This is a genomic window from Shinella sp. JR1-6 (assembly GCF_004284735.1).
Lineage (GTDB): Bacteria > Pseudomonadota > Alphaproteobacteria > Rhizobiales > Rhizobiaceae > Shinella.
The window spans coordinates 1-23126 of sequence record NZ_SHMI01000035.1 but is presented as its reverse complement, the minus strand read 5'-3'; the positions used below and the strand labels follow the sequence as shown (position 1 = coordinate 23126).

The window sequence follows — 23126 nt, the reverse complement described above, 5'->3', positions numbered from 1 at the left end:
GCTCGATGGCGTGGCCGCCGGGCGCAGGAAGGGATGATCAGCCAATCGTCATTCGCCGAAGCACATTCGTCTTCCAATAAAACTGATGCGCCAACGCGCCGAGGACATGAAGGCCGACAACAGCCCACAGCACGGCCTTGAGAACATCGGCATGGAGGTCGCCTGCGCCCTCGAATCCGAGGTAGTACGCAGCGGCGCCAGTAACCGGCATTGCGATAAGAAGAAGGTAAAGGGTCCATTCGGAAACCTTCGCGACCAACTTGAATATCTGTGGCTCCTCAGATGGCGCCGCCGGCACGCCGTGGACCTGCCGGAGCAAAAGACGAGCCGCCACAAGAAGGAGGATCGCAATTCCGACATAGGCATGGATGTTGGCGCTTGCCACCTGTTCGGCGTTCGCCGCACCGGTTTGTTTGATGCTCCGGTTCCACGCATTCATGCCGTCCGGGAATAAAAGGTTGAAGAAGACGAACCCCGCTGTTAGCCAGTGCAAGACGCGCTGCGGAAGGGAAAACGAGAGCGATGCGGTCGTAGCCATGGACGTGGTTCGCCTTCTTGCGTGTGATGGCATCCAGGAGGATGCGGTTACTTCGTCACCGTCAGCATGGCGTGCATTCCCGCCTCGTAGTGGCCCTTGATGTTGCAGAGTAGCAGATAGGAACCCGGGGCAAGTTTCGCCTTCAGTTGCCCGTCCGTGCCGGGTTTGAGGTCCGATACCTCGCCGAGACTTTTCAACTGCTTCTCATCCACCCGGTGTTTGGAGGCAATCACATCGATCTTCTGATCGGCCGAGTTCAGCTTGACCAGGACCATTTCATGCTCCTCGGTCACCGCGTCGTTGTGCACCACGAATGTCGTTTCTCCGGCCTTTATCGTGGAACGGTCGAGCGTGAGCGTCATCGGACCGCCGCCTTCGCCACCCTCTATGACCTTGACGGTGTTCACTGCCCATGCGGGCGAGGTGATTGTGACGATGGCGAGCGCGGTGAGGATATTGCGACGGATGTTCATGTCAGCTTCCTTTTGGCTGGAACTCCATCGGGGAATAGGTCGTCATGCTGACAGGCGCCTGAACGACAACGAGAAACGCCAGTGGATCGGGATGAGCGTCCCATTGCAAAATGAGCATTGGGACGCTCCGGCTCTTACCGCACCATGAACACCGGCAAGTCACACTTATCGAGGATCGAAGCGGTGACACCCCCAAAGACACGTTCGCGCAGACGTGAATGGCCATAGGCCCCCATGACGATCATGTCGCAGCCGAGTTCGAGCGCATGCTGGCGAATGACGTCTTCCGTCGGCCGCTGGCCGCTCGCGATCTGCTCAACCACGACCTTTGCGCCATGGCGCGACAGGAACGCCGCCATGTCGGCGCCCGGCTCACCGCCATTCTCGAAGTAAGACGAATCCGGATCGACGACGACGAGACGGACTGTATCGGCGCCTTTCAGCATCTCGATAGCCGCCTTTGCGGCGCTGGCCGCTTGCGGACGCGAATTCCACGCCAGAAGGACGTTTTTCGGCTTCAGGGTGGCACGGCCTGTTTTCGGCACCAAGAGCAGAGGTGTACCGGCATTGAACGCCGTCGCCGCGATTGCAGCCTTGCGAAGCTCGATGTCTGAGCGGACACCTTCACCGGCAACGACCACGTCTGCATACATTGCCCGCGTGCCGATGTTGCTCTCGATAATGAAGCGATCGTCGTAAATGTGGTCGACATCGAACGATACGCCATCCTTCCTGCAGCGCTCATCAGCAATGCGTCGAGCATCGACTACCTCGTCGATTTCCCTTTGGCGCTCACTCAGCCATGCGGCCGCAGCCGGATAGTCGGCCCCGAACGGCGATATCGCGGTTCTCAGCGCCATGACGGAAAGATGCGCGTCTATTTCTGCCGTCAGCTCTACGGCCTTGTCGATATCTGCATCGGTATTTGTCGTGCCGATGAGCGAGAGTATGGTCCTGAACGACATTTCTGAGCTCCTTCACCGAAATGGTCATGCGATGAAGGAAAGATTGCTCTCGGCACCTGCAGTCCGCGATGATCTACGTCAAAATAGCATCCTGAACCTGTCCCGCTTGACCGGTGTCAACGCGCATGGCGCGCCCAGCGCTAGTTTAGCAGTATTTCCAACTGTCGGCGGAGGCGGGAGCCGTGAGCTATCGTAGCATTCTCGTGAACCTGGACATCGATCGACCAGTCAAGCCGATCACAAATGCCGCAACCGACCTGGCAGTGCAGGTGGGTGCACGGCTGATTGGTCTGTGCGCTGCGCAGGTATTCCCCTCTCCGTTTGCTTTGCAAACAACGAGCTACGCGGCAACCAGCGCGACACAGCGCATGTACAAGGACATCGAAAATCGCATAGAAGAGATCCATGCTGAGTTTCGTGCCCTGACGGCCGACAGGGTCGAGAGCGAGTGGCGCACAGAAATGAGCGGACCCACCGAGGCAATCGTTGAAGCTGCCCGCGCCGCTGATTTGATTGTCATGGCTGCAGGGGAAGGTGCGCAGTCTGGCGATTCCTACAGAACCGCTGACCCGGCGAGTGTCGTGCTGCACTCAGGCCGCCCCGTGCTTGTTGCGGGAAACGGAAGACATGCGATGCCGGTGAAAAAGATCGTGGTCTGCTGGAAGGACACACGCGAGGCGCGGCGTGCCGTGGCCGATGCCATTCCTTTGCTGTCCTTGGCCAAGGACGTGACCGTCGTTTCGGTCAGCTCCGAACCTGACACTTCGCTGCGAAAGAGCAATGCGGACGTTGTCTCGTACCTCGCCCACCACAACGTGAGAGCCAGATCCCATATCTCCAAAAGCGCGGATGAGACGATTGGCCTGTTGCAGTTTGTCGATCAGAGCGGTGCGGATCTCATAGTGTCGGGCGCATATGGACATAGTCGGCTGAGAGAGCTGGTATTTGGCGGGATCACCCGCTTTCTTCTCGATGAAAGCGGCCGGAATCGATTCATGTCGAGTTAAAAGGCATGGACCGAACCAGCTTGTTGCCGTACCGATCTCGGCCGCATGAAGAAGACTGCCTCGCTCCACGCCTCAACCTGCCGCCATGCGACCCGGTCGGGGACAGATAGTCTGGTCGCCTTCGACAATCCGACAAGCTATTCGGAAATAACAATGCGGGCGAAATGAGCCGCATCTCCGCGTATATCCGGGGCCGGCGCACCGTCTCGCCTTTCCGTGAGCCCGGCGGCTGAGGGCGCCTCACTGCCGCAGAAAAGCTCAAACAGCAATCCCATAACCGCCTCGGCGCGGCCATCGGCAATGGAATAGTAGATCTGACGCGATTCCCGGCGTGTTTTGACAAGGCCGGCCTGCCGAAGCTCCGCCAATTGCTGGGACAGCGCCGGCTGCTTGATGCCGAGCGCCTCTTGAATGTCACTGACCGAGCTTTCCTCGCGTGCGATCTGACATAGCAGCATGAGACGATTGGCGTTGCTGAACTGGCGCATGAAATCTGCCGCTTCCGGCGCCTTGGCGATCATCGTTTCCAGCGAAACGCTCGCTCCCCCACTCATGCCCGCCTCTCCCGATAATACCAGGCCTCTCCCTCACGCAGAGCGCAATCGTCCTCGTTGGCAAGGGGTACCTGCTCAAGAAGAGCCGCGCCCGGTCGCCACCCTTCGGGCGTCGAGGCGTCCTCGCGCTCTGCGGCTTGAAGGGCCGCAACGAGGCGCAGAAGCTCATCGACCGAGCGCCCTACATTCATCGGATACCAGACGACCGCACGCACGATGCCATCCGGGTCGATGACATAGGTCGCCCTGACGGTCGCGCTGCTTTGCGCGGTCCCGTCGATCATGCCGTAGGCCTGCGCGATCACCATAGCGCTGTCCTCCACGAGCGGGAACATGACCTTTACGCCGAAGCGCGCCTCGATGTCTCGTAGCCAGGCGATGTGGGAATAGAGACTATCCACGGAAAGCCCAAGCAGGGCGCAGTCAAGCTTCTCGAATTCCGGCGCCGCGCGCGCGAGCGCGATGAACTCGCTGGTGCAAACCGGCGTGAAGTCCGCGGGGTGCGAGAAGAACACCAGCCAGCGCCCGCGGAAGGCCGACAGCGTAACAGGACCTGCGGTGGACCGCGCGGCGAATCCGGGCGCAGTCTCGTCGATACGCGGCGGGCGGGCTGAGTGAGTGTTCGTTTCCGTCATGATCGCATTCCTGGGTGCAGGCCGAGCATCCGTGATAACGGCTGCCGATTTCGATTTCCACAAAATACATACTTGCATAATTACTGTAAATATGTATCTATTAGCCATTCTTTACGGAGAACACGAGCCATGCCAAGCACCGTTTCAGATCTCCCCCTCGATCGCGCCCGCGCCATCGTCGCAGCGGGCCTTGCGGATCCAGCAAAACGCCCTGTCGTAAAATCATTCTTCGATGAGCAGACCTACACGATCAGCCATGTCGTGCGCGACCCGCAGTCCAATGCCTGCGCCATCATCGACAGCGTGCTCGACTACGATCCGGCCTCGGGCCGCACCACGAGCGCTTCCGCCCAGGCGCTCATCGATTACATAAAATCCGAAAGTCTCGAAGTGCACTGGTTGCTCGAGACCCACGCCCATGCAGATCATCTTTCCGCGGCGCCGCTGCTGCAGGCCGAACTCGGCGGCCAACTTGCCATCGGACGCGAAATCGTCCGCGTGCAGCAGGTCTTCGGAAAGATCTTCAACGCCGGCACCGAATTCCAGCGGGACGGCAGCCAATTCGACCAGCTCTTCAACGACGGCGACCGCTTTTCGATCGGCAGTCTGGAGGCAACCGTGCTGCACGTCCCTGGCCACACCCCTGCCTGTCTAGCCTATGTCATCGGCGATGCGGTCTTCCCCGGCGATACGCTGTTCATGCCGGACTACGGTACAGCGCGCTGCGACTTCCCCGGCGGGGACGCACGCCAGCTCTACCGTTCGATCCAGCGCCTCATGAAGCTACCGGATAAAGCACGCATGTTCCTGTGCCACGACTACAAGGCGCCCGGCCGCGATCACTACGCCTGGGAGACCACAGTCGGCGCAGAACGGACCGGCAATGTCCATGTCCGCGAGGGTGTGAGCGAGGACGACTTCTACACGATGCGTACCGCGCGCGACGCGACGCTCGCCATGCCGAAGCTGATCCTGCCGTCCGTGCAGGTCAATATGCGCGGCGGCCAGCTTCCGCCCACCGAAGACAACGGCGTGCAGTATCTCAAGATCCCTCTAAACGTCCTGTGACCCCATGACCGACCTCAACATCCTCTGGCCACTTTCCGGCGGCCTGCTGATCGGCCTTTCGGCCGGCCTCTATCTGCTGACGACCGGACGCATCGCCGGGATTTCGGGCCTTGCGGCATCGGCCGCCGGCCTCACGGGAACCGGCATCAGCACACTGGGCCTTGGTTTCCTCGGCGGCATTCTGGCTGGCGCGGTACTTGCCTCGACCTTCCTCCGGCAAGCCGAGATCACCCTCACCGCGTCGGCGCCGCTGCTCGTTGCCGCCGGCCTTCTCGTCGGCTTCGGCACGCGCCTCGGCTCCGGCTGCACGAGCGGTCACGGCGTCTGCGGCCTTGCACGCCTGTCGAAGCGCTCGCTGGTCGCCACATCGGTTTTCATGGCCGTCGCCGCCCTCACGGTTTTCGCCGTCCGCCACGTCTTTGGAGGCATTGTCTGATGTTCGCCAGAACCCTTGCTGCGATCCTGAGCGGCCTCCTCTTCGGCGCGGGGCTCGTCGTGTCGGACATGATCAATCCGGCCCGCGTCCTCGCCTTCCTTGATATTACCGGCGAGTGGGACCCCTCGCTCGCATTTGTCATGGGCGGTGCGCTCATCCCTTCCTCCTTCGCCTACCTGATCCGGAAGCGGCGACTTACGCCGGCCTTCGACGATCGGTTCTACGTTCCAGAACATGGCCGCGTGGATCGGGCGCTGATCGGCGGCGCGGTGCTGTTCGGACTTGGCTGGGGACTGGTCGGCCTTTGCCCCGGCCCCGCCATTGCGGTCCTGACGACGGGCCGCTGGGAAGCTGCCCTGTTCGTCGTCGCCATGTTTGCCGGCATGATCCTCTATCGCTTGACGGTCGGCCGACCCGCAGCGGTGATCCGATAATCCGCAAACAGTGTCATCGCCTTGCACGCTTTTCGACCACACCGAAACAAGACCGCCTGAACGCGCGGCGAAAGGTGCGCCATGCTTCTGGAACCCATTCAATACGGCCTCGGCGCGCTGTCTGGCGGAGTTGTCGGCTTTACTCTCGGCCTGTTCGGCGGGGGCGGCTCCATTCTCGCTGTGCCCCTTATGGTCTATATGGTCGGCGTTCCCAACCCGCATCTCGCCATTGGCACCAGCGCCTTTGCTGTCGCCGTGAACGCGTTTGCCAACCTTCTCGGCCATGCCCGCTTCGGCAATGTCAAATGGCGCTGCGCGGGTCTCTACAGCCTCGCTGGAATCATGGGCGCGTTTGTCGGCTCCTCCATCGGCAAGATGATTGATGGGCAGCACTTGCTGATCCTGTTCGCCTTACTGATGCTCGTCGTCGGTGCGTTGATGTTCATAAGGCGCGGCGAAGAGGGTGACCCGAATGCGCAATGTTCCCGCGAGAATGCCCCGAAGGTGATCGCTTTCGGCGGACTGACCGGAGCCTTTTCCGGCTTCTTCGGCATCGGCGGCGGCTTTCTCATCGTACCTGGCCTTATCGCCGCGACCGGCATGCCCATCCTCTTCGCCGTCGGCTCCTCTCTCCTCGCTGTCACCGTCTTCGGCCTGACGACATCCCTTAACTATGCCTATTCCGGCCTGGTTGACTGGGGACTCGCTATCGTCTTTATCGGTGGCGGCGTTGTCGGCGGCTTGTTGGGCGCCCTTGCCGCGCGCAAACTCGCAACCAGAAAGGGCGCGCTCAACACTGTCTTTGCGCTGCTCCTCTTCGTCGTGGCAGGATACATGCTCTTGAAAGCCTACGAGCAGTTGACCATCTGACCCGCGTTGCTTTCCGCACGTGCTACCAAGAGAGCTTTGAAAGGCAATGGCCGAGGTCTAAATCCGTCGATGACATGCATTTGAATTGAGGCCCGCGGGCTATGCTCGACCGTCGGCAAAACACATGACACAAGGCATTCCCTGACGGCCACGGTGCCCTGCACCTGAACCTGGAAACCGATGTACCTGACCTTGCGCTCCTCAAATTGCTCATGCTGAAGGCGGCTACATCCGCGATCTCGATCAGCTCCGGTTTCCGCGGCGACCTATTCTTCGCTACAGTTTTGACGGGTGCTCTGATCGGAAGGCTATTATCGTTAGCTGCGCCATATCTTGGACACGCCACCCTGAGCTCGCAGGCTACGCGGTAGTTGGCATGAGCTCACGCGCGGTCGCCGTCATCGGCGGGCCACGACGATGACATTCCTTGCCCTCGAGATCACGTGACTTCTCGACGACCGCCCTTGTGCTGGTCTCGGCTAACACCTCGCCCTTCATCGAGCGAATGTGTTCGGCTATTCGTTCGCCGCCTGGCGTTCCATCTGCGTGAGGGCGACGTGGGCGCCAGCTTGTCGAACGACAGGCGCCTCATGATCAGACCGCCCGGCCGACAAGCGCGCCAATGGCCGCCGTCGACGCCATGGCGACCGCGCCCCAGAAAACGACCCGGACAGTCGGCCGCCAGATGCCAGCACCGCCGGCACGCGCACCCATCGCGCCGAGGACGGCAAGCCCGATGAGACAGGCAACGGGCACAGCCCAGACGACCGTTCCCGACGGCGCCAGCAGGGCGACCGCCAGCGGCAGGACCGCACCCATCGCAAATGTCGCTGCCGATGTCAGTGCCGCCTGGACAGGCCGCGCCACTACGTGGCTCGACAGGCCGAGTTCGTCCCGTGCATGGGCTTCGTAGGCGTCCTTCGCCATCATTTGTTCGGCGACCTGGCGGGCAAGATCCGGCGCGACGCCGCGCTGCTCGTAGATTGCAGCGAGTTCTGCCAACTCCGCCTCCGGCTGGGTGGCCAGCTCGTGACGCTCACGCGCCATGTCGGCCTGTTCCGTATCGGCCTGGGAGCTGACGGAGACATATTCCCCCGCCGCCATCGACATCGCACCTGCCACCAGCCCGGCGACACCGGCGACGAGGATTTCCTGCGATGCCGCGGTCGCCGCCGCGACACCGACGATGAGGCTCGACGTCGAGATCAACCCGTCATTAGCACCCAGCACCGCTGCCCGGAGCCAGCCGATACGATCGATGAGATGATTTTCCTTGTGAACGGAACGCATGGCATCTCCGAATTTCAGCATATCGGCCGTGGCTGCAGGACTTCAGACGATATATTTAGAATTATTCTAAATAATTGCCATAGAGTCGGCAACACATCAACCTTCGCGACGCTTTCTTCCCGTCACCATGGCGCGCACGAGGTTTTCCCGGTGCTCGACGCTGGCAAGGACAACGCCGGCGATATGCAGGGCGACCAACCCCATGGTCGAATAGACGAGGACCTTGTGCGTATCCTCCACCCACGCGACGCCCCAATATGCATCCGTGGTCATCATATAGCCGGTGGTCACGATGCCCGACACCGCAACGAGCAGCAGGACGACCATGGCGCCCCCGGCCGGATTGTGGCCGAGATACCGCTTGGCGCGCAGGGCGAAGCTGTCGCGGAGGAACGCAAGTAACGTCGTGGGGGCGTAGAGGAAATTGGCGAAGCGGGCGTGATGCGACCCGACCAGCCCCCAGACCAGGCGCAGGGCGATCAGCCCGGCGATGGCATAGCCGGAGAGGATATGGGCCTTCTTCCATTCGTCGCCGGTGACAAAGGAAAAAACGAAGAGGCAGACCAGCGACCAGTGAAAGACCCGCACGAGCGGGTCCCACACCTTGACGCTTTCCCCCGCCCCATCGGTTCGGGAGAGCGGCGCCATCATTCAGCTCCTTCCGAGCCGACCGGTTCACCGGTTTCCGGGTTGAAGATCGTCTCGACCTTGGCGCCCTTGGCGTCGATCGCATAGACCTCGTAGCAGCCGTTCTCGACCTTCACCCGCCGGACATCAAGGCCCATCGCCTTGGCCTTGTCCTTCATGGCGTCCTCAGTCATCCATTTGTCCTTCGGCACGTTGCAGCCCTTGCCTTCATCTTCGGCGCGGGCCGCACCGGCGGCGAACAGGCCCAGAAGGGCGGTTGCGAGAAGGAATGTCTTCATGGAAATTCTCCTTGTGGCCGGCCGGAGCACCCTGCCCCGACGCTGAACGCACCATAGGCGACCGTGGCTGAGCGATGGCTGACGAGAAATGTCAGCAAAATTTCAGCCTCGGCGTGCTACGCTTCGATCATGCGTATCCTCCTTATGCCCATCGCTGCCCTTTCCCTTGCCGGGCTTCTGTCGGCAGGCGCGGTCGCCCATGCGGATGATGATGGCCACGACACGGATGGGCGCACCCTCGACGCCATCCAGGAGGCGGTAGAAAAGGGCGCGATCAAACCGTTTTCCGAGCTGCGCGAGATCGCCAGCCGGCGCGTCAAGGGCGATATCGTGCGCGTGGAGCCGCGCCGGAAACACGGGCGCTTCCTCTATAAATTCAAGGTTCTGTCGCCCGAGGGGCAGCTCGTCGAAATCGAGATGGATGCGGCGAGCGGCACGATCCTCGAAATCGAGAACGAATGATGCGCATCCTGCTCGTCGAAGACGACCGGCTGATCGCCCGCGACCTCACCGTCCATCTGCAGCGGGCGGGCTATGTCGTAGACCATGCCCGCGACGGTGAGGACGGCTGGTATCGCGGTGACAGCGAGGATTTCGCAGCCGCCATCCTCGATCTCGGTCTGCCCTCCATGGACGGCATGACGATCCTGAAACGCTGGCGCAAGGACGGGCGCCGCTTCCCCGTCCTCATCCTGACGGCGCGCGGCAACTGGGAAGAACGCGTGGAAGGCATCGATGCCGGGGCGGACGACTATCTCGCAAAGCCCTTCCAGATCGCGGAGGTCCTCGCCCGCCTGCGTGCCATCCTGCGCCGCTACGCCGGCGAGCCGAGCCCCGTGCTCAGCGCCGGCGCGCTGCATCTGGACCCGCGCAGCAAATCGGTGACGCTTCGGGACCAGCCGGTCGATCTGACGCCACTCGAATATCGCTGCCTGCATCATCTGCTTCAGAACCGCGAGCGCCATGTCAGCCAGCAGGAACTGACCGAACAGCTCTATGCCCAGGACTTCGACCGCGACAGCAATTCGGTGGAGGTGTTGATCGGCCGGCTGCGGCGCAAGCTGGGCAAGGCCTTCATCGAGACACGTCGCGGCTACGGCTACCGGATCGCCGCCGCATGAGATGGCCTATCTCCATTCGCAGCCGCCTCCTGCTGATTTCCGCGCTGACCGTGAGCCTCGCACTGACGCTGACCGTCACCCTGCTGGTCTCGCTTTTCTCCAGCAACATCCGCAATCGCATCGACGCGGAGTTGACCAGCCATATCAACACGCTGGCCGGCGCGCTGTCTTTTACCGCCGACGGCACGCTCCAGCGCCCGGAAAGCCCGCTCGACCAGCGCTTCGCTACGCCCTATGGCGGGCTATACTGGCAGATCGTCGACGATGTGCGGGGGCAGACCATCCGCTCGCTCTCGCTGTTCGACACGGCCCTCGGCCTGCCCGCCGACCAGCACGCTGAGGGCGCGGTCCATCGCTACCTGCTGCCCGGCCCAGCCGGAAGTTCGCTGATCGTCCTTGAGCGGCTGGTGCAGGTCGCCGCGCCGGAGGGGAAACGCGCGCTGCGCATCGCGGTCGCCATCGATGCGCGCACGCTGGAGGAGGCCAAGACGGCCTTCATCCGCGACATCATGCCGGCCGTCGCCGGGCTCGGCGCCTTTCTCGTCGTCGCGTCGATCCTGCAACTCACCCTCGGGCTGCGGCCGCTGGCAGCGTTGAACGAGGGGATCATGCGCATCCGCGAGCGGCGCGCCAGCCAGTTGACCGGCTCCTATCCCAGCGAATTCCAGAGCACCGTGGCGGCGGTCAACGCGCTTCTGGAAACGCAAGAGGCGATGATGGGCAAGGCAAGGAAGCGCGCGGCCGACCTCGCCCACGGCCTGCGCACGCCGCTGACGGTGCTCTCGAACGATGTCCTCACTCTGCGCGACAAGGGTGAGGCGGCGATGGCGGACGAACTGGAGCACCTGGCGTCCGTCATGCGCAGCCATGTGGAACGCGAACTGGCCCTTGCCCGCATCGCTGCCAGCGCGGACCTGCGCCGCTCAGATACCGACGTGGCCAAGATCGTCGGCGAACTCGTGCGCATCCTCAAACGCTCGCGCTCCGGTGAGCGCTTGAGGTTTGAGATCGACGGCCGGAGCACCGAAATCGCACCCATGGATCCTGCCGACTTTCGCGAACTCATCGGCAACCTCCTCGAAAATGCCGTCAAATGGGCGAAATCGGAGATCCACATCCGCTGGTGGCGCAATGAAGCCGGCCTGCATCTGGCGATCTCGGATGACGGTCCCGGCGTGCCGGAGCAGGAACTCGGCAATCTCACCCGCCGCGGTTGGCGTCTCGACACGGCATCACCCGGCTCCGGCCTCGGTCTCTCGATCGTCCGGGAGATCGTCGATGTCTATCGCATCGGCTTTGCGCTGCGGAACCGGAAAGCCGATAGCGGGCTGGAGGCAGAGCTTGTGTTTACGTGCACATAAGGACGCCAAGGTCCGAAGGGGTATTGGTACGTCAACGTGCCAGCGACGCCGCAACACTATTGAGCTATTATATCCACGCAGCGCACCATAAAGTACTCCTCCGACTACCTCCCCAACGGCAAATCCACCGAGAAAAACACCTGACATACCGGTTGAAACGCTCACCACTGCACCAACCTGCAAGACGCCGATTGTAGAGCTGCGAAGCGTGATGATTGCCAGCAGGGTTGCCAATGGCGCGTTTACCAAAATACCAAACACCCTGCGAGGGCGACGCCTGCTCGCCTCCCCTCCAGATACACTAGCGGCGATCATCGCGCTACCGACCAGCTTGGCAACAGCGCAGGCGCCTACGATCATCGTGGGCGGCATTCCTTATACCAGTAAACCGACGGCCATAGGCCCCAGTATGAAGTCGCTTTGGACTGTGCCACGCTCGGGGGTGCGACCGCGCCTATATCGACGTAGCGAGAAACAGATCAAAGATATACTGTTTCGAGACGTGGACAGCACGCATGAAAATGGCTGAATATCACGCACGCCTGTGCAAGGGGTGAGCAATGCGGATATCAATCCATACGCTGGGTACACGAGGCGATGTTCAGCCCTACCTCGCACTTGCCAAGGGACTTGTCCAAAGTGGCCACGACGTTCAGCTTACCGCACCCGAGCAGTTCGCCTCGATGGCCTATGAACGTCGTGTGGCATTCGCTCCGCTGCCACGCGAATTTCTCGCCGTCCTCGAAAGTCCAGAAGCCAAGGCAATACTTGGACGATCCAGTGCCGGCTTCGGTGCAGGACTCAAGCTCCTGAAATTCTATCGCGAAATCGGCCGGCGACTGCTGGACGCAGAGTGGAATGCAGCGCGGGAATTCTCGCCTCAAGCGATCATATTTCATCCTAAGACCCTGGGCGCGCCGCACATTGCAGCAAAGCTCGAAATACCTCTCCTTTTAGCATCCCCCCTTCCAGGCTTTACGCCGACCACGGAGTTCCCCACTCCAGTTCTACCCGTCGCTTCTCTTGGTCCTTTCAACCGCTTGAGCCACGCGTTGATGATCCATGGGGGCAGTATCCTGTTCTCCAAGACGATCCGCGCATGGCGTGCCGAGGCGCTCGCGCTGCCCGATCGCAGGAAGGCCTCGCCACTGGCCGGAACGCTCTACGCGTACAGCTCGCATGTCCTGCCGAAGCCTTCTGATTGGGGTTCAGACATCATCGTTACGGGCTACTGGTTTCTCGAGACGAAGGACTGGAGTCCACCAGATACACTTGCTCAATTCCTCGCTGCCGGAGAGCCGCCAGTTTACGTCGGATTTGGCAGCATGCCGGGCTCCAGCCCGGAAAGATTGACGGGGCTCGTGCTGGAAGGGCTACGGCGTGCCGGCAAGCGCGGCCTCCTCGCCACGGCCGGTGGAGCACTGGCAACGAGCGCATCAAACGAATATGCCCATATGATCGCTGAAGCGCCTCATGACAGACTGCTCCCGTTCGTCAGCGCCACCCTGCATCATGGCGGCGCGGGAACCACTGGTGCTGCGCTGCGTGCCGGAAGGCCGACAGCAATCTGCCCATTCATCGGCGACCAGCCGTTCTGGGCACGACGCGCCAACGCCCTGGGGGTCGGCCCAAAACCGCTGGACAAGCGAACAATGACCGTCGACGATCTCGCCAGCGCCTTCATGGCGATGGATAACCCCGCCATGCGTTCGCGAGCAGCAGAGCTTGGGGCAGCGATTCGAGCAGAGAAAGGTGTCGAGCAGGCCGTTGACTTCATCAACGATCGCCTGTCCGAGCCGAGAACCACCGGCATTGGAAGATAGCAGCCGCCGCTGATCGATATCCTATCCGACGCCGCACCTCTGGACAAAGGCGCCCTCCTGACATGCTGAACGCACTGGCGTCAGGAGAAGCGGAAAACGCAAACGAACCCAGCATCATCCCTCATGGATCAGTAGCCTATGAGCAAATAGCTCTCATCTGTGCCGAACAGGGGCTGGACACCCAACAGTGGGGCTGTACGCCTCACGATCTCCTTGACCATTGGGGCCGCCGTGAACGATGCCAGCCGCCGCCCTTGTTCGCCTGTGAGCGGTGCATCGATGATCGTCAGGACCACATAGCGCGGGTCGTGCATAGGGAACCCACCGAGGAATGCATTGAAATTCAGGTCCGTGGCATATCTTCCGTTGATCACCTTGTCTGCGGTTCCAGTCTTTCCCCCAACGTGATAGCCCGGCACCTGGGCGCTGCGGCCAGAGCCCGTGAGGCCGTTCCAGTTGAAAAGATATCGCATCTCTGCGCTTGTCTCAGGTCGAAGAACCTGCTTCGTGGCAGGGGCACCTTCTTTCCGGTCGCGGGCGAGGAATGTCGGTGCAATCAATTTGCCTCCATTCAGGAGCGCCGCTGCGGCTACGGCCGTCTGCAATGGAGTGGTTGCCATGCCGTGTCCGTAGGAGATCGTTGCAGAATTGATCTTCTTCCAGATGCGAGGCTGTACAGGTGTCGCGATCTCTGGAAGCTCCGTCTCCATCTTCGTTAGAAGACCCAGCCTGGTGAGGAAGGCCTGATGTTCATCCATGCCGACCATGTCTGCTATCTTCACAGTGGCGATATTCGAGGAATATCGAAAGACCTCGGGTACCGTAAGTGGGCGGTTGCGGCCGTGGAAATCCTTGATCGTAAAGCCCCCCATTCTGAGCGGCCGCGAAGCATCGACGATTGAGTCGAGGTTGATCACACCGGCATCCAACCCCATAGCCAGCGTGAAGCTCTTGAATGTAGAGCCCATCTCGAACGTCGCATTGCTCATTCGGTTGAACCAGCCCTTCTCGTACTCCTTGTCGATCTTGCCGTTGGGCATCATCCTCGAAGGCTCATTCGGATTGTAGTCGGGCACAGAAGCCATTGCGAGGATCTCCCCCGTCGATATATCCAGGATAACGGCTCCTGCTGCTTCGGCCTGATAGGCGCTCATCGCTTCCTTGATCGTCTCGCGAACGATGCTTTGAACTCTGAGATCGATGGACAGACGAACCGGTTCGAGCCGCACATCATTCGTCATTCCCGCCGCTCTGAGATCGGCAAGGCCCTGGCGGTCAATATAGCGCTCCATACCCGCCAGGCCCCGGTTGTCGATATCGACGTGCCCCAATATATGGGATGCCGTTGCGCCACCCGGGTAGAGCCGGCCGACTTCCGGACGAAAGCCTATTCCGGGGATTCCGAGCGCCAGGATCGCGGCTTGCTGTCGGGGTGTCAGCTGTCGCTTCAGCCACTGGAACGCCGCCCCCGAACGAAGCTTGCGATGGGTGGCCTTCCAGTCGAGATTGGGAATAACCGCGGACAGCTTCTCTACAACCTCATCGGCATCAACGATTCTGCGAGGCTCGGCATAGAGGGATACGAGCCTGAGATCGGTTGCGAGAAGCTTTCCGTTGCGATCGACGATGTTCGGGCGAGACGCTACCGGTGAAACGATGCCTATCGGACCCGAGGAGACTGGTACCGCGAGCCCATAGTGAACCAAACGTGCGCCAATACCCAGATACGCCATCAGGAAGAGCGCGATCAGAACGCCAAGCCGCCGCTTCTTCATCGCCGCACAACTCCTGTGAGTGCGAGACCCGTGAGCGGTCACGATCGAGCGATCCCCGCGCAGAAGGAAATGAACTCGGCTTCGTCGCTTGAGGACGCTGGAAATGACGTTCATCCGGATGACTCCACCGCAAATCCTCCCATATACATCGTACCGATCCCAGCACGTCAGGAGGTGGAACCCCGCAAGGCAGGGTATGGACAGACACCCTTGTAGCCTCGCCGAGGGTTACCAGAAGGTTAAGATTGAGGTCCCGCTGCGTGTTGGCTAGCTTCAAATGCCGGCCACAAAAAAGTGATTGGAATGTTGAGCTGGAAGTAAGCGGCACGCCGAAATCGTTGGGGTGGGTGTTGGTCCACGAAGTCTATCAGTGTCCAAAAATTGGCTCTGGCGCAAACCTGATAATATCACATCACTCCGATATTGAGTGCCTCACGCAGATCAAATTTCCTGCGACCGTTCATCCGCTGTTGGTTTCCACGCGGAACTGAGGCGGCCAATGCTCAATTCCCGCGCGGCAATGCCAGCGACTGTCGGCACCGCTGTTGAATTGCTCTTAAAGGGATGTGAGCCCGCCTCGACCCCGCACTTTGAATAGAGCTAACGTTCTGCAGCTCCTCAGCGGGGATCTCCTCCTCGGATACCAATGCGCGGTCGTTGCGCGCGGCAGTGTATGCCGAAATCTATCGAAAGGCTGTGCGCGGCAAGCGTTCCTCATAATTGACGGCGGAACGAAGTAAAGTGGAAGAGTCGAGGATCGCACGGACCCACCTTCGCGCCACTGTCCATGCACCCTCCGAACCGGTTTCGTTTCCAAACCTGGCAGCTACATGCCGAACATGCGCATCGCCCACCACGCCAGACGCAGCGGCCAGTCGCCACGTCATCTTCGGGAATGGGGCCGTGACCACGCGCGCAGGTCCACCTACGCGCATCAGCGATCAAAATGGTGGGGGCACGACATTGGCCCGTTCACATGGATCGCGGGCCGGTGATTGATCGATAACGATCAAATTCCGAACTACTTGGCCACCCGCACATACCTGGCATCCAAGGACATTGACGACCGCTTGCGTGCGGTCAGATCATTAGGCTCCGCTTGACAAGATCGAAAAAGATCATAAAAAGATTGTATTCGATCATGAAAGCTGGGAGGGCTTCCGATGAGCGAAACTCTTTCTGAGAATGAACTCAAATCCGCCGCCGTTCGTCAGGCGCGCCTGCTTGAGCATTTGCGCGTCGAGGTTTTTGCCGACGCCCAGAAACTCAAAGACGTCTTGGACGTATCCATCGCCACGATCCGCCGCGATCTCAACGAGCTTGAAGCGCGCGGCCTGTTGAGGCGCATGCATGGTGGCGCTGCCATCATCAATCAGACAACGCGCGACTACAGCACGCCGGTGCGCGAGGGCACGAATATCGAGGAGAAGGCGCGCATCGGCGCCGCGGCTGCCGAACTCGTCGTCGAGGGCGACGCTGTGATGATCGACAGCGGTACAACGACGCTTCGGGCCGCCAAGCACCTGGCGGCACGGCAGTCTCTCACCTTCGTGACCAACGGCACCGATATCCTGACCGAATTGGCCGCCAGCGGCGCACGGGATATTCACTTCATCGGCGGACAATATATTGAGCTCAACCGATCGCTAGGCGGTCCGATGGCAGTGGAAGCCGTACGGCGCTTCAGCGTCGACAAGGCGATCCTGAGCGTGACGGCCGTCGATCTGGACCGTGGGCTGATCGCGACGGCAACTCCGCAGATCAGCTCCGTTCAGCAGGCAATGATCGAGATCGCGCGCACAGTCATCGTCGTTGCCGACCATTCCAAATTCCAGCGCAGCGCGCTCTCGGTGATCGCGCCGCTGCAGAAGATCGATCACATCGTCACCAACGAGGCGACGCGACCGCTGACGCGATCCCTGCCGGGCGATCTGCGGTCCAAATTCATCTTCGTTTGAGGTGCCGGCAGGCTTGCCGGGCGGGGAGGGAAATTTTGACAGGAATATCGGTCAACAACCTTGTGAAGGACTGGGGCGCGTTCCGGGCGGTGGACGACGTGAGCTTCTCGACCAGCGAAGCCGAATTCGTCGCCCTGCTCGGCCCGTCGGGCTGCGGCAAATCCACGACGCTTCGGCTGATTGCCGGGCTCGACATGGTGACATCGGGAACGATTTCGATAACCGGACGCGATGTCACGGCGCTGGCGCCCGCCAAGCGCAATCTTTCCATGGTTTTCCAGTCCTACGCGCTGTTCCCGCATCTGAACGTTGCCGATAATATCCTGTTCGGCCTTTCCGTGCGCGGCGTCGCCAAGGCCGAACAGCAAAAGCGCTTGCAGCACACGGTAGAGCTTCTCGGGCTCGGCCATCTGCTCGACCGACGGCCGAGCCAGATGTCAGGCGGCCAGCAGCAGCGCGTGGCGCTTGGCCGCGCGCTGATCTCGCAGACGCCGCTCTGCCTGCTCGACGAACCGCTTTCCAACCTCGATGCGAAACTGCGCGCGGGGATGCGCAGCGAAATCCGCGCGCTACAAAAACGCCTCGGCATCACCATGGTCTATGTCACGCACGACCAGACCGAGGCAATGAGCATGGCTGACCGCGTGATCCTGCTCAACAAGGGCGGTGTGGAGCAAGCCGGTGCGCCGGGCGATCTCTACGAGAAGCCGGCTTCGATCTTCGTCGCCCAGTTCATCGGCACACCCCCGATGAACATCCTCGATCTCGCCGGCGGCCCCGACGGTTCGGTCATCGCCGGCGGCACGCGTCCGGTCGCCGACGCCGCGCACGAGGGCCTGCACCTCGGCATCCGGCCCGAGCATTTGCGCCTTGTCGAGAGCGGCGAGCCGGCAACCGTCCAGTCGAGCGAGTATTTCGGCGCCGACACAATCCTGGCCTGCCGCGTCGGCAACCAGCTTCTTCAGATGCGCGTGCCCGGCCGCCCCGGCCTTGCCGATGGCGCGGCGGTACACCTCGCCTGGGATCCCATGGCGACGCATTTCTTCGACCGATCGAGCGGAGCAAGGCGCGACGACGTCACCCGACTGAACAGCTTCTAGAGGAGGATGGAACCATGCCTTTGAGCAAACGAAATGCCCTGAAACTGGCTGCGGCCGGCTTCTCCTACATCGCGCTTACCGCGGGAATGGCGTTGGCCGACACCAAGATCGATTTCTACTATCCGGTACAGGTCGGCGGACCCGTCACCAAAGTGGTCGATGGCTACGTGCAGAAGTTCATGGAAGCCAATCCCGGCATCACCGTCGCCCCGATCTACGCCGGCAACTACAATGACACGACGACCAAGGCGCTGACCGCCGCCAAGGCCGGTACGCCGCCCGCTGTCGCCGTGCTGCTGGCCACCGACGTCTACACACTGATCGACGAGGACGTGATCGACCCGATCGACGATTTCATCAAGACCGACGAGGACAAGGCCTGGCTGGCCGGTTTCATGCCGGCCTATCTCAAGAGCGGACAGACCGAAGACCATCTTTGGTCCGTGCCGTTCCAGCGCTCGACCGCGGTGATGTACTACAACAAGCAGGCCTTCAAGGGCGCCGGCCTCGATCCGGAAAAATACCCGACGACCTGGGACGAGATGGTCGCCGCCGGCAAGGCGGTCACGGCCAAGGATGCGGCTGGCCAGGTGACGCGCTGGGGCGTCGGCATCGCCGGCAATGTCGGCTCGGCCCAGTGGCTGTTCGGCGCGCTGGTCGCCCAGAACGGCGGCACGCTGGTCAACGAGGCGGGCACCGAGACCTACCTGACCGATCCGAAGGTCGTCGAGGCCCTGCAATATTGGGTGGATCTCTCGACGAAGGATGCGATCCACCCGCCGGGCATCTTCGAATGGGGCACGGCGCCGGCCGATTTCCTCGCCGGCCGCGTCGCCATGATCTGGCACACGACGGGCAACCTTGCCAATATCCGCAAGAACGCCACCTTCGACTTCGGCATCGCCCCTTTCCCGGGGCATCCGACGCCCGCCTCCGTGCTTGGCGGCGGCAATCTCTATATCTTCAAGGATGCCTCGGATGAGGAAAAGGCCGCCGCCTACAAGTTCATCCAGTTCCTGACTTCCGACGAAATTCTCGCCGACTGGGCCGTGCAGACGGGCTATGTCGCACCGCGCGACGGCTCCTGGGAAACCGAGACGATGAAGAAATACGTCGCGGAAGCACCGCAGGCGCTGGTGGCGCTCAAGCAGATCCCCGCCTCCGTGCCGGAATTTTCGACCCATGAGAACGCCCGCGCGACCAAAATCCTCAACGACGCCCTGGCGGCGGCGCTGACGGGCAACAAGACGGCGGAAGCAGCGCTCGCCGAGGCGCAGGACCAGATCGACCGCATCCTGAAGCCTTACCGCTAGGGCACATCCTGCCGGGCGCGGCCGATCAGGCCGCGTCCCTCCGCTTGAGGCCGACAACCGTCGACAGGTCTAAGATGAACAAGTCCCGAAATCTCATCTACGGAAGCTTGCTGCTCTTGCCGGCGGCGGTTCTCCTGTGGGTCTTCACCTATCAGCCCATCCTGGCAACGCTCTACCACAGCTTCTTCTCGACGCCGAAGGGCCGCCGCGCCGCCGTCTTCGTGGGCGTCGACCACTATACCCGCATGATCGAGGACCCGGTCTTCTGGCAGGCGCTGACGAACAACATCGTCTATGCCGCCGCCACGATCCCGGCCTCAATGGCGCTGGCGCTTGCCATGGCGCTCTTCGTCAACAACCGGATCCACGGCCAGGGCCTGGTGCGCATGGCCTACTTCACGCCAACCGTGTTGCCGATGGTCGCCGTCGCGAATATCTGGCTGTTCTTCTATGCGCCGAGCTATGGGCCGGTCGACCAGCTGCTCGGCCTTGTCGGCCTCGGCCACAACAACCTGCTCGGCACGCCCTCCACGGCGCTGTGGGCGCTGATCGTCATCACGATCTGGAAGGAGGCCGGCTTCTTCATGATCTTCTACCTCGCCGCGCTCCAGCAGATCTCGCCGACGCTGATCGAGGCGGCACGCCTCGAGGGGGCGACCCCGCTGCAGACTTTCCGCCGCGTCACCGCGCCGCTCATCATGCCCACCACGCTTTTTGTGCTGGTCAATGCGCTGATCGGCGCCTTCCGCCTTGTCGACCATGTCATTGCGCTCACCAAGGGCGGGCCGGACAATGCGACGACGCTGCTGCTCTTCTACATCTACGAGACGGGCTTCCAATACTGGGATACCGGCTGCGCCGCAGCGCTCACCGTCTTCCTGCTGACGGTCCTCGCCCTCATCGCCCTCTTCCAGTTCGGCTATCTCGACAAGAAGGTTCACTATCGATGAGCACGTCGACCCAAGCTCCCTCCAGCACTGTCACGACACTTGGCGCCTGGTTCCTCGCCTTCCTCTGGGTATCCCCCATGCTGTTCGCCCTTTGGGCGGCCTTCCATCCCGCGACGGGATCGAGCACCTTCGATCTTTTCGCGCCGCTGACGCTGGAGAATTTCCGTGAAGTGCTGTCGGCCGCGCCCTTCCCACGCTACTTCCTCAATACCTTCCTGCTGGTGACGCTCATTCTCGCCTCGCAGATCGTCGTGTGCACGCTCGCCGCCTATGCCTTCGTCTGCTTCCCGTTCCGCGGCTCGGAGGTGCTGTTCCTGCTGGTGCTGGTGCAGCTGATGATCATGCCGGAGATCCTGCTGGTCGAGAACTACCGCACGCTCGCAGCCCTTGGGCTTCGCGATACCATCCTCGGCATGGGCCTGCCCTATCTCGCCTCGGCCTTCGGCATCTTCCTCTTCCGGCAGACGTTCAAGAGCGTGCCGAAGGAGCTGGAGGAGGCCGCGCGGCTGGAAGGCGCGAATGCGCTTCAGGTTCTGCTGCGTGTCTTCGTGCCGCTGGCCAAGCCGACCTATGTCGCCTTCGGCCTCGTCACCGTCAGCTACCACTGGAACAACTTCCTCTGGCCGCTCGTCGTGACGAATTCCGTCGAAACCCGTCCCATCACGGTGGGCCTGCAGGTTTTCGCGACGGTCGAGCAGGGTGTCGACTGGGCGCGTGTGACGGCAGCGACGCTGCTTTCCGTCGCGCCGCTCCTTCTCGCCTTCATCATTTTCCAGCGTCAGTTCGTCCAGAGCTTTATGCGCGCCGGCATCCGCTGAGCGGGCAGGAAAGGAATTCACCCGGTGCTGATCGCCCATATTTCCGATTTCCATGTCTTTTCCGACAAGCCGGAAACCCCTCTGGTGCGGCTCGATGCCGAGCGCGTCGCGCGTCGCGTCGTGGCAGATCTTGCCGCCTTCGCGCCCAGACTCGATGCCATCGCCCTCACCGGCGACCTCACCGATGGCGGTTCGGCACAGGACTATGCACTGCTGCAGGATATCCTTGCGCCTCTTTCCATGCCGGTCTTCGTGGTGCCCGGCAATCATGACAGGAGGTATGCCCTGCGCGCGGCCTTCGCCGACCGCTTGCCCTTCTCCGATAGTTCGTATCTCAACTACGAGACCCGCATCGGCGGCCTCAAGGTTCTTGCGCTCGACACACTGATCGAGGGGCGCGGCGATGGCGCACTTGTCCCGGAAAGCCTTGTCTGGTTGGCGGAAAGGCTGCCGGCCGGCGGCACGGAGCCGGCGCTCGTGCTGCTGCATCATCCGCCCTTCCCTTCCGGCATCCAGTCACTCGACAAGGCTGCATTGACCGCAGGACGCAGTGAGATCGCACGGTTGGTACGAGAGTATCGTGGACCGCTCACTATTCTGGCCGGCCACATCCACCGCCCTTTTCAAGCCACCTGGAACGGTGCCCATTGCGCCGTTGCCGGCAGCCCCGCCTTCCAGATGGCGCTCTACCTTACGCCGACGCCGCATGAACCCAGCCTCGTCAGCGAGCCCTACGCCTACTACGTCTACCGTTTCGAGGACGGCAACGTCGCCGTTCACACCCGTTATGTCTACCTGGACGATTGAAGGAATTCCGTTTTGAACAATGATTATGCGCGCGTGCAATCCATCGCCAAGGAAGCCGGTGAGATCGCGCTGAACCATTTCCGCAGCCTTTCCACGCTGAGTGTCGAGGCCAAGGGGCCGCTCGACCTCGTCACGGCGGCGGATCGAGATGTCGAACAATTCATCTGCGACGCGCTGGCGAAAGCCTTCCCTGAGGATGGGGTTTTCGGCGAGGAGGGTGCGGCTGTCGCCAGCCACTCGGGCCGCACCTGGGTCATCGATCCCATCGACGGCACGTTCAATTTCGTGCGCGGCAGCGACGGTTGGGGCATTTCCATCGGTCTGTTCGATAAGGGGTGGCCGGTCTTCGGCGTCGTCAACACGCCGGTGCGCGGCGAGATTTTCTCCGGTGGCGGCGGATTGCCTGCCGCGGTGAACGGCAAGCCGCTCTCCCCTCTGCGCCCCTTTGAGCGCGCCAGCGCGGCCCTCGGCGTGGGCATTCATCCAAGCGTCCCCAATGACGAGGCGCTCCGCGTGCTCGACCAGGTGATGAACGACCTCAATGTGGCGTTCCGCATCACCGGCTCGTCCGTCATTTCGCTGATCGACGTCGCCAAGGGCGCAGTTGACGGCTATCTCGGCCGCTCCATCCCGTGCTGGGACATTGTCGGCATGCTCCCTGCTCTTGAGACGATGGGCGTCACAACCACGATCGACTGGGCAACAGCTGGCCTTTCCGGCAAGCTGGACTTCGTGTGCGGCACACCGGAAACGGTCACCCTCGCAAGGAGCGTGGGTTAGAAAGCATCCGTTCTTTGTCTTGAGATCCCATCAGGGGTGAGTAGCGGCCTGCACCGTGGCAGAGTGAGGTCGCTAGAAAACTCTCTGGAGGCCAACCATGCCGATAACAGCAGATCAATCTCAA

The 23126-nt window shown here is 61.6% G+C and carries 26 protein-coding genes and 1 pseudogene; 18 read left to right on the top strand and 9 right to left on the bottom strand.

What is annotated here, in order from left to right; all coding sequences use genetic code 11:
* Window positions 1–37: 37 nt before the first annotated feature.
* The 3 genes from EXZ48_RS30690 to EXZ48_RS30680 all read right to left on the bottom strand — a co-directional run bounded on the left by EXZ48_RS30690 (window position 38) and on the right by EXZ48_RS30680 (window position 1976).
* The gene (locus tag EXZ48_RS30690; RefSeq protein ID WP_024270379.1) at window positions 38–538 is read right to left on the bottom strand and encodes a cytochrome b; all 501 of its coding nucleotides are present in this window, start codon (window positions 536–538) and stop codon (window positions 38–40) included.
* 47 nt (window positions 539–585) lie between these two features.
* Entirely contained in the window at window positions 586–1011 is a 426-nt protein-coding gene (locus tag EXZ48_RS30685; RefSeq protein WP_023517604.1) for a sulfocyanin-like copper-binding protein, read from the bottom strand.
* 134 nt (window positions 1012–1145) lie between these two features.
* On the bottom strand, window positions 1146–1976 hold the full coding sequence (locus EXZ48_RS30680) for a universal stress protein (RefSeq protein WP_024270378.1): 831 nt from the start codon (window positions 1974–1976) through the stop codon (window positions 1146–1148).
* Window positions 1977–2158: 182 nt separating this feature from the next.
* On the opposite strand from EXZ48_RS30680, the gene EXZ48_RS30675 reads away from it, so the two are divergent.
* On the top strand, window positions 2159–2983 hold the full coding sequence (locus EXZ48_RS30675; protein ID WP_024270377.1) for a universal stress protein: 825 nt from the start codon (window positions 2159–2161) through the stop codon (window positions 2981–2983).
* A gap of 137 nt (window positions 2984–3120) precedes the next feature.
* Here EXZ48_RS30675 and EXZ48_RS30670 read toward each other — a convergent pair whose 3' ends face one another.
* Both EXZ48_RS30670 and EXZ48_RS30665 read right to left on the bottom strand, forming a co-directional pair.
* Entirely contained in the window at window positions 3121–3504 is a 384-nt protein-coding gene (locus EXZ48_RS30670; RefSeq protein ID WP_245290364.1) for a helix-turn-helix transcriptional regulator, read from the bottom strand.
* A gap of 29 nt (window positions 3505–3533) precedes the next feature.
* The gene (locus EXZ48_RS30665; protein WP_023516262.1) at window positions 3534–4172 is read right to left on the bottom strand and encodes a peroxiredoxin; all 639 of its coding nucleotides are present in this window, start codon (window positions 4170–4172) and stop codon (window positions 3534–3536) included.
* Between the two features lie 129 nt (window positions 4173–4301).
* Between EXZ48_RS30665 and EXZ48_RS30660 the strand changes: the two genes are divergently transcribed.
* From EXZ48_RS30660 to EXZ48_RS30640, 5 genes and pseudogenes are all read left to right on the top strand, one after another.
* Window positions 4302–5240 (top strand): MBL fold metallo-hydrolase, encoded by a 939-nt coding sequence (locus tag EXZ48_RS30660; RefSeq protein WP_023515538.1) that lies wholly within the window; start codon window positions 4302–4304, stop codon window positions 5238–5240.
* A 4-nt stretch (window positions 5241–5244) separates the two neighbouring features.
* Window positions 5245–5676 carry a YeeE/YedE family protein gene (locus tag EXZ48_RS30655; protein ID WP_023515537.1) on the top strand — a complete coding sequence of 144 codons (432 nt, stop codon included), beginning with the start codon at window positions 5245–5247 and terminating at the stop codon, window positions 5674–5676.
* Entirely contained in the window at window positions 5676–6110 is a 435-nt protein-coding gene (locus tag EXZ48_RS30650) for a DUF6691 family protein (protein ID WP_023515536.1), read from the top strand. The genes EXZ48_RS30655 and EXZ48_RS30650 overlap by 1 nt, the downstream gene beginning before the upstream one ends.
* An 81-nt stretch (window positions 6111–6191) precedes the next feature.
* Entirely contained in the window at window positions 6192–6980 is a 789-nt protein-coding gene (locus EXZ48_RS30645; RefSeq protein WP_023515535.1) for a sulfite exporter TauE/SafE family protein, read from the top strand.
* A 146-nt stretch (window positions 6981–7126) separates the two neighbouring features.
* Window positions 7127–7517, top strand: a pseudogene (locus EXZ48_RS30640) (chloride channel protein); the annotation flags it as partial.
* Between the two features lie 57 nt (window positions 7518–7574).
* Here EXZ48_RS30640 and EXZ48_RS30635 read toward each other — a convergent pair.
* The 3 genes from EXZ48_RS30635 to EXZ48_RS30625 all read right to left on the bottom strand — a co-directional run bounded on the left by EXZ48_RS30635 (window position 7575) and on the right by EXZ48_RS30625 (window position 9196).
* Window positions 7575–8270 (bottom strand): VIT family protein, encoded by a 696-nt coding sequence (locus EXZ48_RS30635; RefSeq protein ID WP_023515911.1) that lies wholly within the window; start codon window positions 8268–8270, stop codon window positions 7575–7577.
* Window positions 8271–8366: 96 nt separating this feature from the next.
* Complete coding sequence (locus EXZ48_RS30630; protein WP_037406509.1) at window positions 8367–8921, bottom strand: cytochrome b/b6 domain-containing protein; 555 nt, start codon at window positions 8919–8921, stop codon at window positions 8367–8369.
* The gene (locus EXZ48_RS30625; protein WP_023515909.1) at window positions 8918–9196 is read right to left on the bottom strand and encodes a PepSY domain-containing protein; all 279 of its coding nucleotides are present in this window, start codon (window positions 9194–9196) and stop codon (window positions 8918–8920) included. Before EXZ48_RS30625 ends, EXZ48_RS30630 begins: the two co-directional genes overlap by 4 nt.
* Before the next feature lie 129 nt (window positions 9197–9325).
* Here EXZ48_RS30625 and EXZ48_RS30620 point away from each other — a divergent pair, with 129 nt between their 5' ends.
* The 5 genes from EXZ48_RS30620 (at window position 9326) to EXZ48_RS30600 (ending at window position 13501) form a co-directional block, all read left to right on the top strand.
* Window positions 9326–9658 carry a PepSY domain-containing protein gene (locus EXZ48_RS30620; protein ID WP_023515908.1) on the top strand — a complete coding sequence of 111 codons (333 nt, stop codon included), beginning with the start codon at window positions 9326–9328 and terminating at the stop codon, window positions 9656–9658.
* Window positions 9658–10317 carry a response regulator transcription factor gene (locus EXZ48_RS30615; protein WP_037406526.1) on the top strand — a complete coding sequence of 220 codons (660 nt, stop codon included), beginning with the start codon at window positions 9658–9660 and terminating at the stop codon, window positions 10315–10317. Before EXZ48_RS30620 ends, EXZ48_RS30615 begins: the two co-directional genes overlap by 1 nt.
* Window positions 10314–11678 (top strand): HAMP domain-containing sensor histidine kinase, encoded by a 1365-nt coding sequence (locus tag EXZ48_RS30610; protein ID WP_023515906.1) that lies wholly within the window; start codon window positions 10314–10316, stop codon window positions 11676–11678. The genes EXZ48_RS30615 and EXZ48_RS30610 overlap by 4 nt, the downstream gene beginning before the upstream one ends.
* A 425-nt stretch (window positions 11679–12103) precedes the next feature.
* Window positions 12104–12235, top strand: coding sequence for a CGNR zinc finger domain-containing protein (locus EXZ48_RS35845; protein WP_130520755.1), 132 nt, complete (start codon window positions 12104–12106; stop codon window positions 12233–12235).
* Window positions 12236–12238: 3 nt separating this feature from the next.
* Window positions 12239–13501 carry a glycosyltransferase gene (locus tag EXZ48_RS30600; RefSeq protein ID WP_130520753.1) on the top strand — a complete coding sequence of 421 codons (1263 nt, stop codon included), beginning with the start codon at window positions 12239–12241 and terminating at the stop codon, window positions 13499–13501.
* Window positions 13502–13629: 128 nt separating this feature from the next.
* Here the strand turns inward: EXZ48_RS30600 and EXZ48_RS30595 are convergent, their stop codons facing one another.
* The gene (locus tag EXZ48_RS30595; protein WP_037408253.1) at window positions 13630–15390 is read right to left on the bottom strand and encodes a penicillin-binding protein 2; all 1761 of its coding nucleotides are present in this window, start codon (window positions 15388–15390) and stop codon (window positions 13630–13632) included.
* 1049 nt (window positions 15391–16439) lie between these two features.
* Here EXZ48_RS30595 and EXZ48_RS30590 point away from each other — a divergent pair.
* The 7 genes from EXZ48_RS30590 to EXZ48_RS30560 all read left to right on the top strand — a co-directional run bounded on the left by EXZ48_RS30590 (window position 16440) and on the right by EXZ48_RS30560 (window position 23002).
* Complete coding sequence (locus EXZ48_RS30590) at window positions 16440–17234, top strand: DeoR/GlpR family DNA-binding transcription regulator (protein WP_130520751.1); 795 nt, start codon at window positions 16440–16442, stop codon at window positions 17232–17234.
* A 35-nt stretch (window positions 17235–17269) separates the two neighbouring features.
* Entirely contained in the window at window positions 17270–18334 is a 1065-nt protein-coding gene (locus tag EXZ48_RS30585) for an ABC transporter ATP-binding protein (RefSeq protein WP_023513591.1), read from the top strand.
* A gap of 14 nt (window positions 18335–18348) precedes the next feature.
* On the top strand, window positions 18349–19647 hold the full coding sequence (locus EXZ48_RS30580; protein ID WP_023513592.1) for an ABC transporter substrate-binding protein: 1299 nt from the start codon (window positions 18349–18351) through the stop codon (window positions 19645–19647).
* A 74-nt stretch (window positions 19648–19721) separates the two neighbouring features.
* Complete coding sequence (locus EXZ48_RS30575; RefSeq protein ID WP_130520749.1) at window positions 19722–20597, top strand: carbohydrate ABC transporter permease; 876 nt, start codon at window positions 19722–19724, stop codon at window positions 20595–20597.
* Window positions 20594–21415, top strand: coding sequence for a carbohydrate ABC transporter permease (locus EXZ48_RS30570; protein ID WP_023513594.1), 822 nt, complete (start codon window positions 20594–20596; stop codon window positions 21413–21415). The genes EXZ48_RS30575 and EXZ48_RS30570 overlap by 4 nt, the downstream gene beginning before the upstream one ends.
* Window positions 21416–21439: 24 nt before the next feature.
* Window positions 21440–22222 (top strand): metallophosphoesterase, encoded by a 783-nt coding sequence (locus EXZ48_RS30565; protein WP_130520747.1) that lies wholly within the window; start codon window positions 21440–21442, stop codon window positions 22220–22222.
* A 12-nt stretch (window positions 22223–22234) separates the two neighbouring features.
* Window positions 22235–23002, top strand: a complete 768-nt coding sequence (locus tag EXZ48_RS30560; RefSeq protein ID WP_023513596.1) for an inositol monophosphatase family protein — start codon at window positions 22235–22237, stop codon at window positions 23000–23002.
* The last annotated feature ends 124 nt before the right edge of the window (window positions 23003–23126 follow it).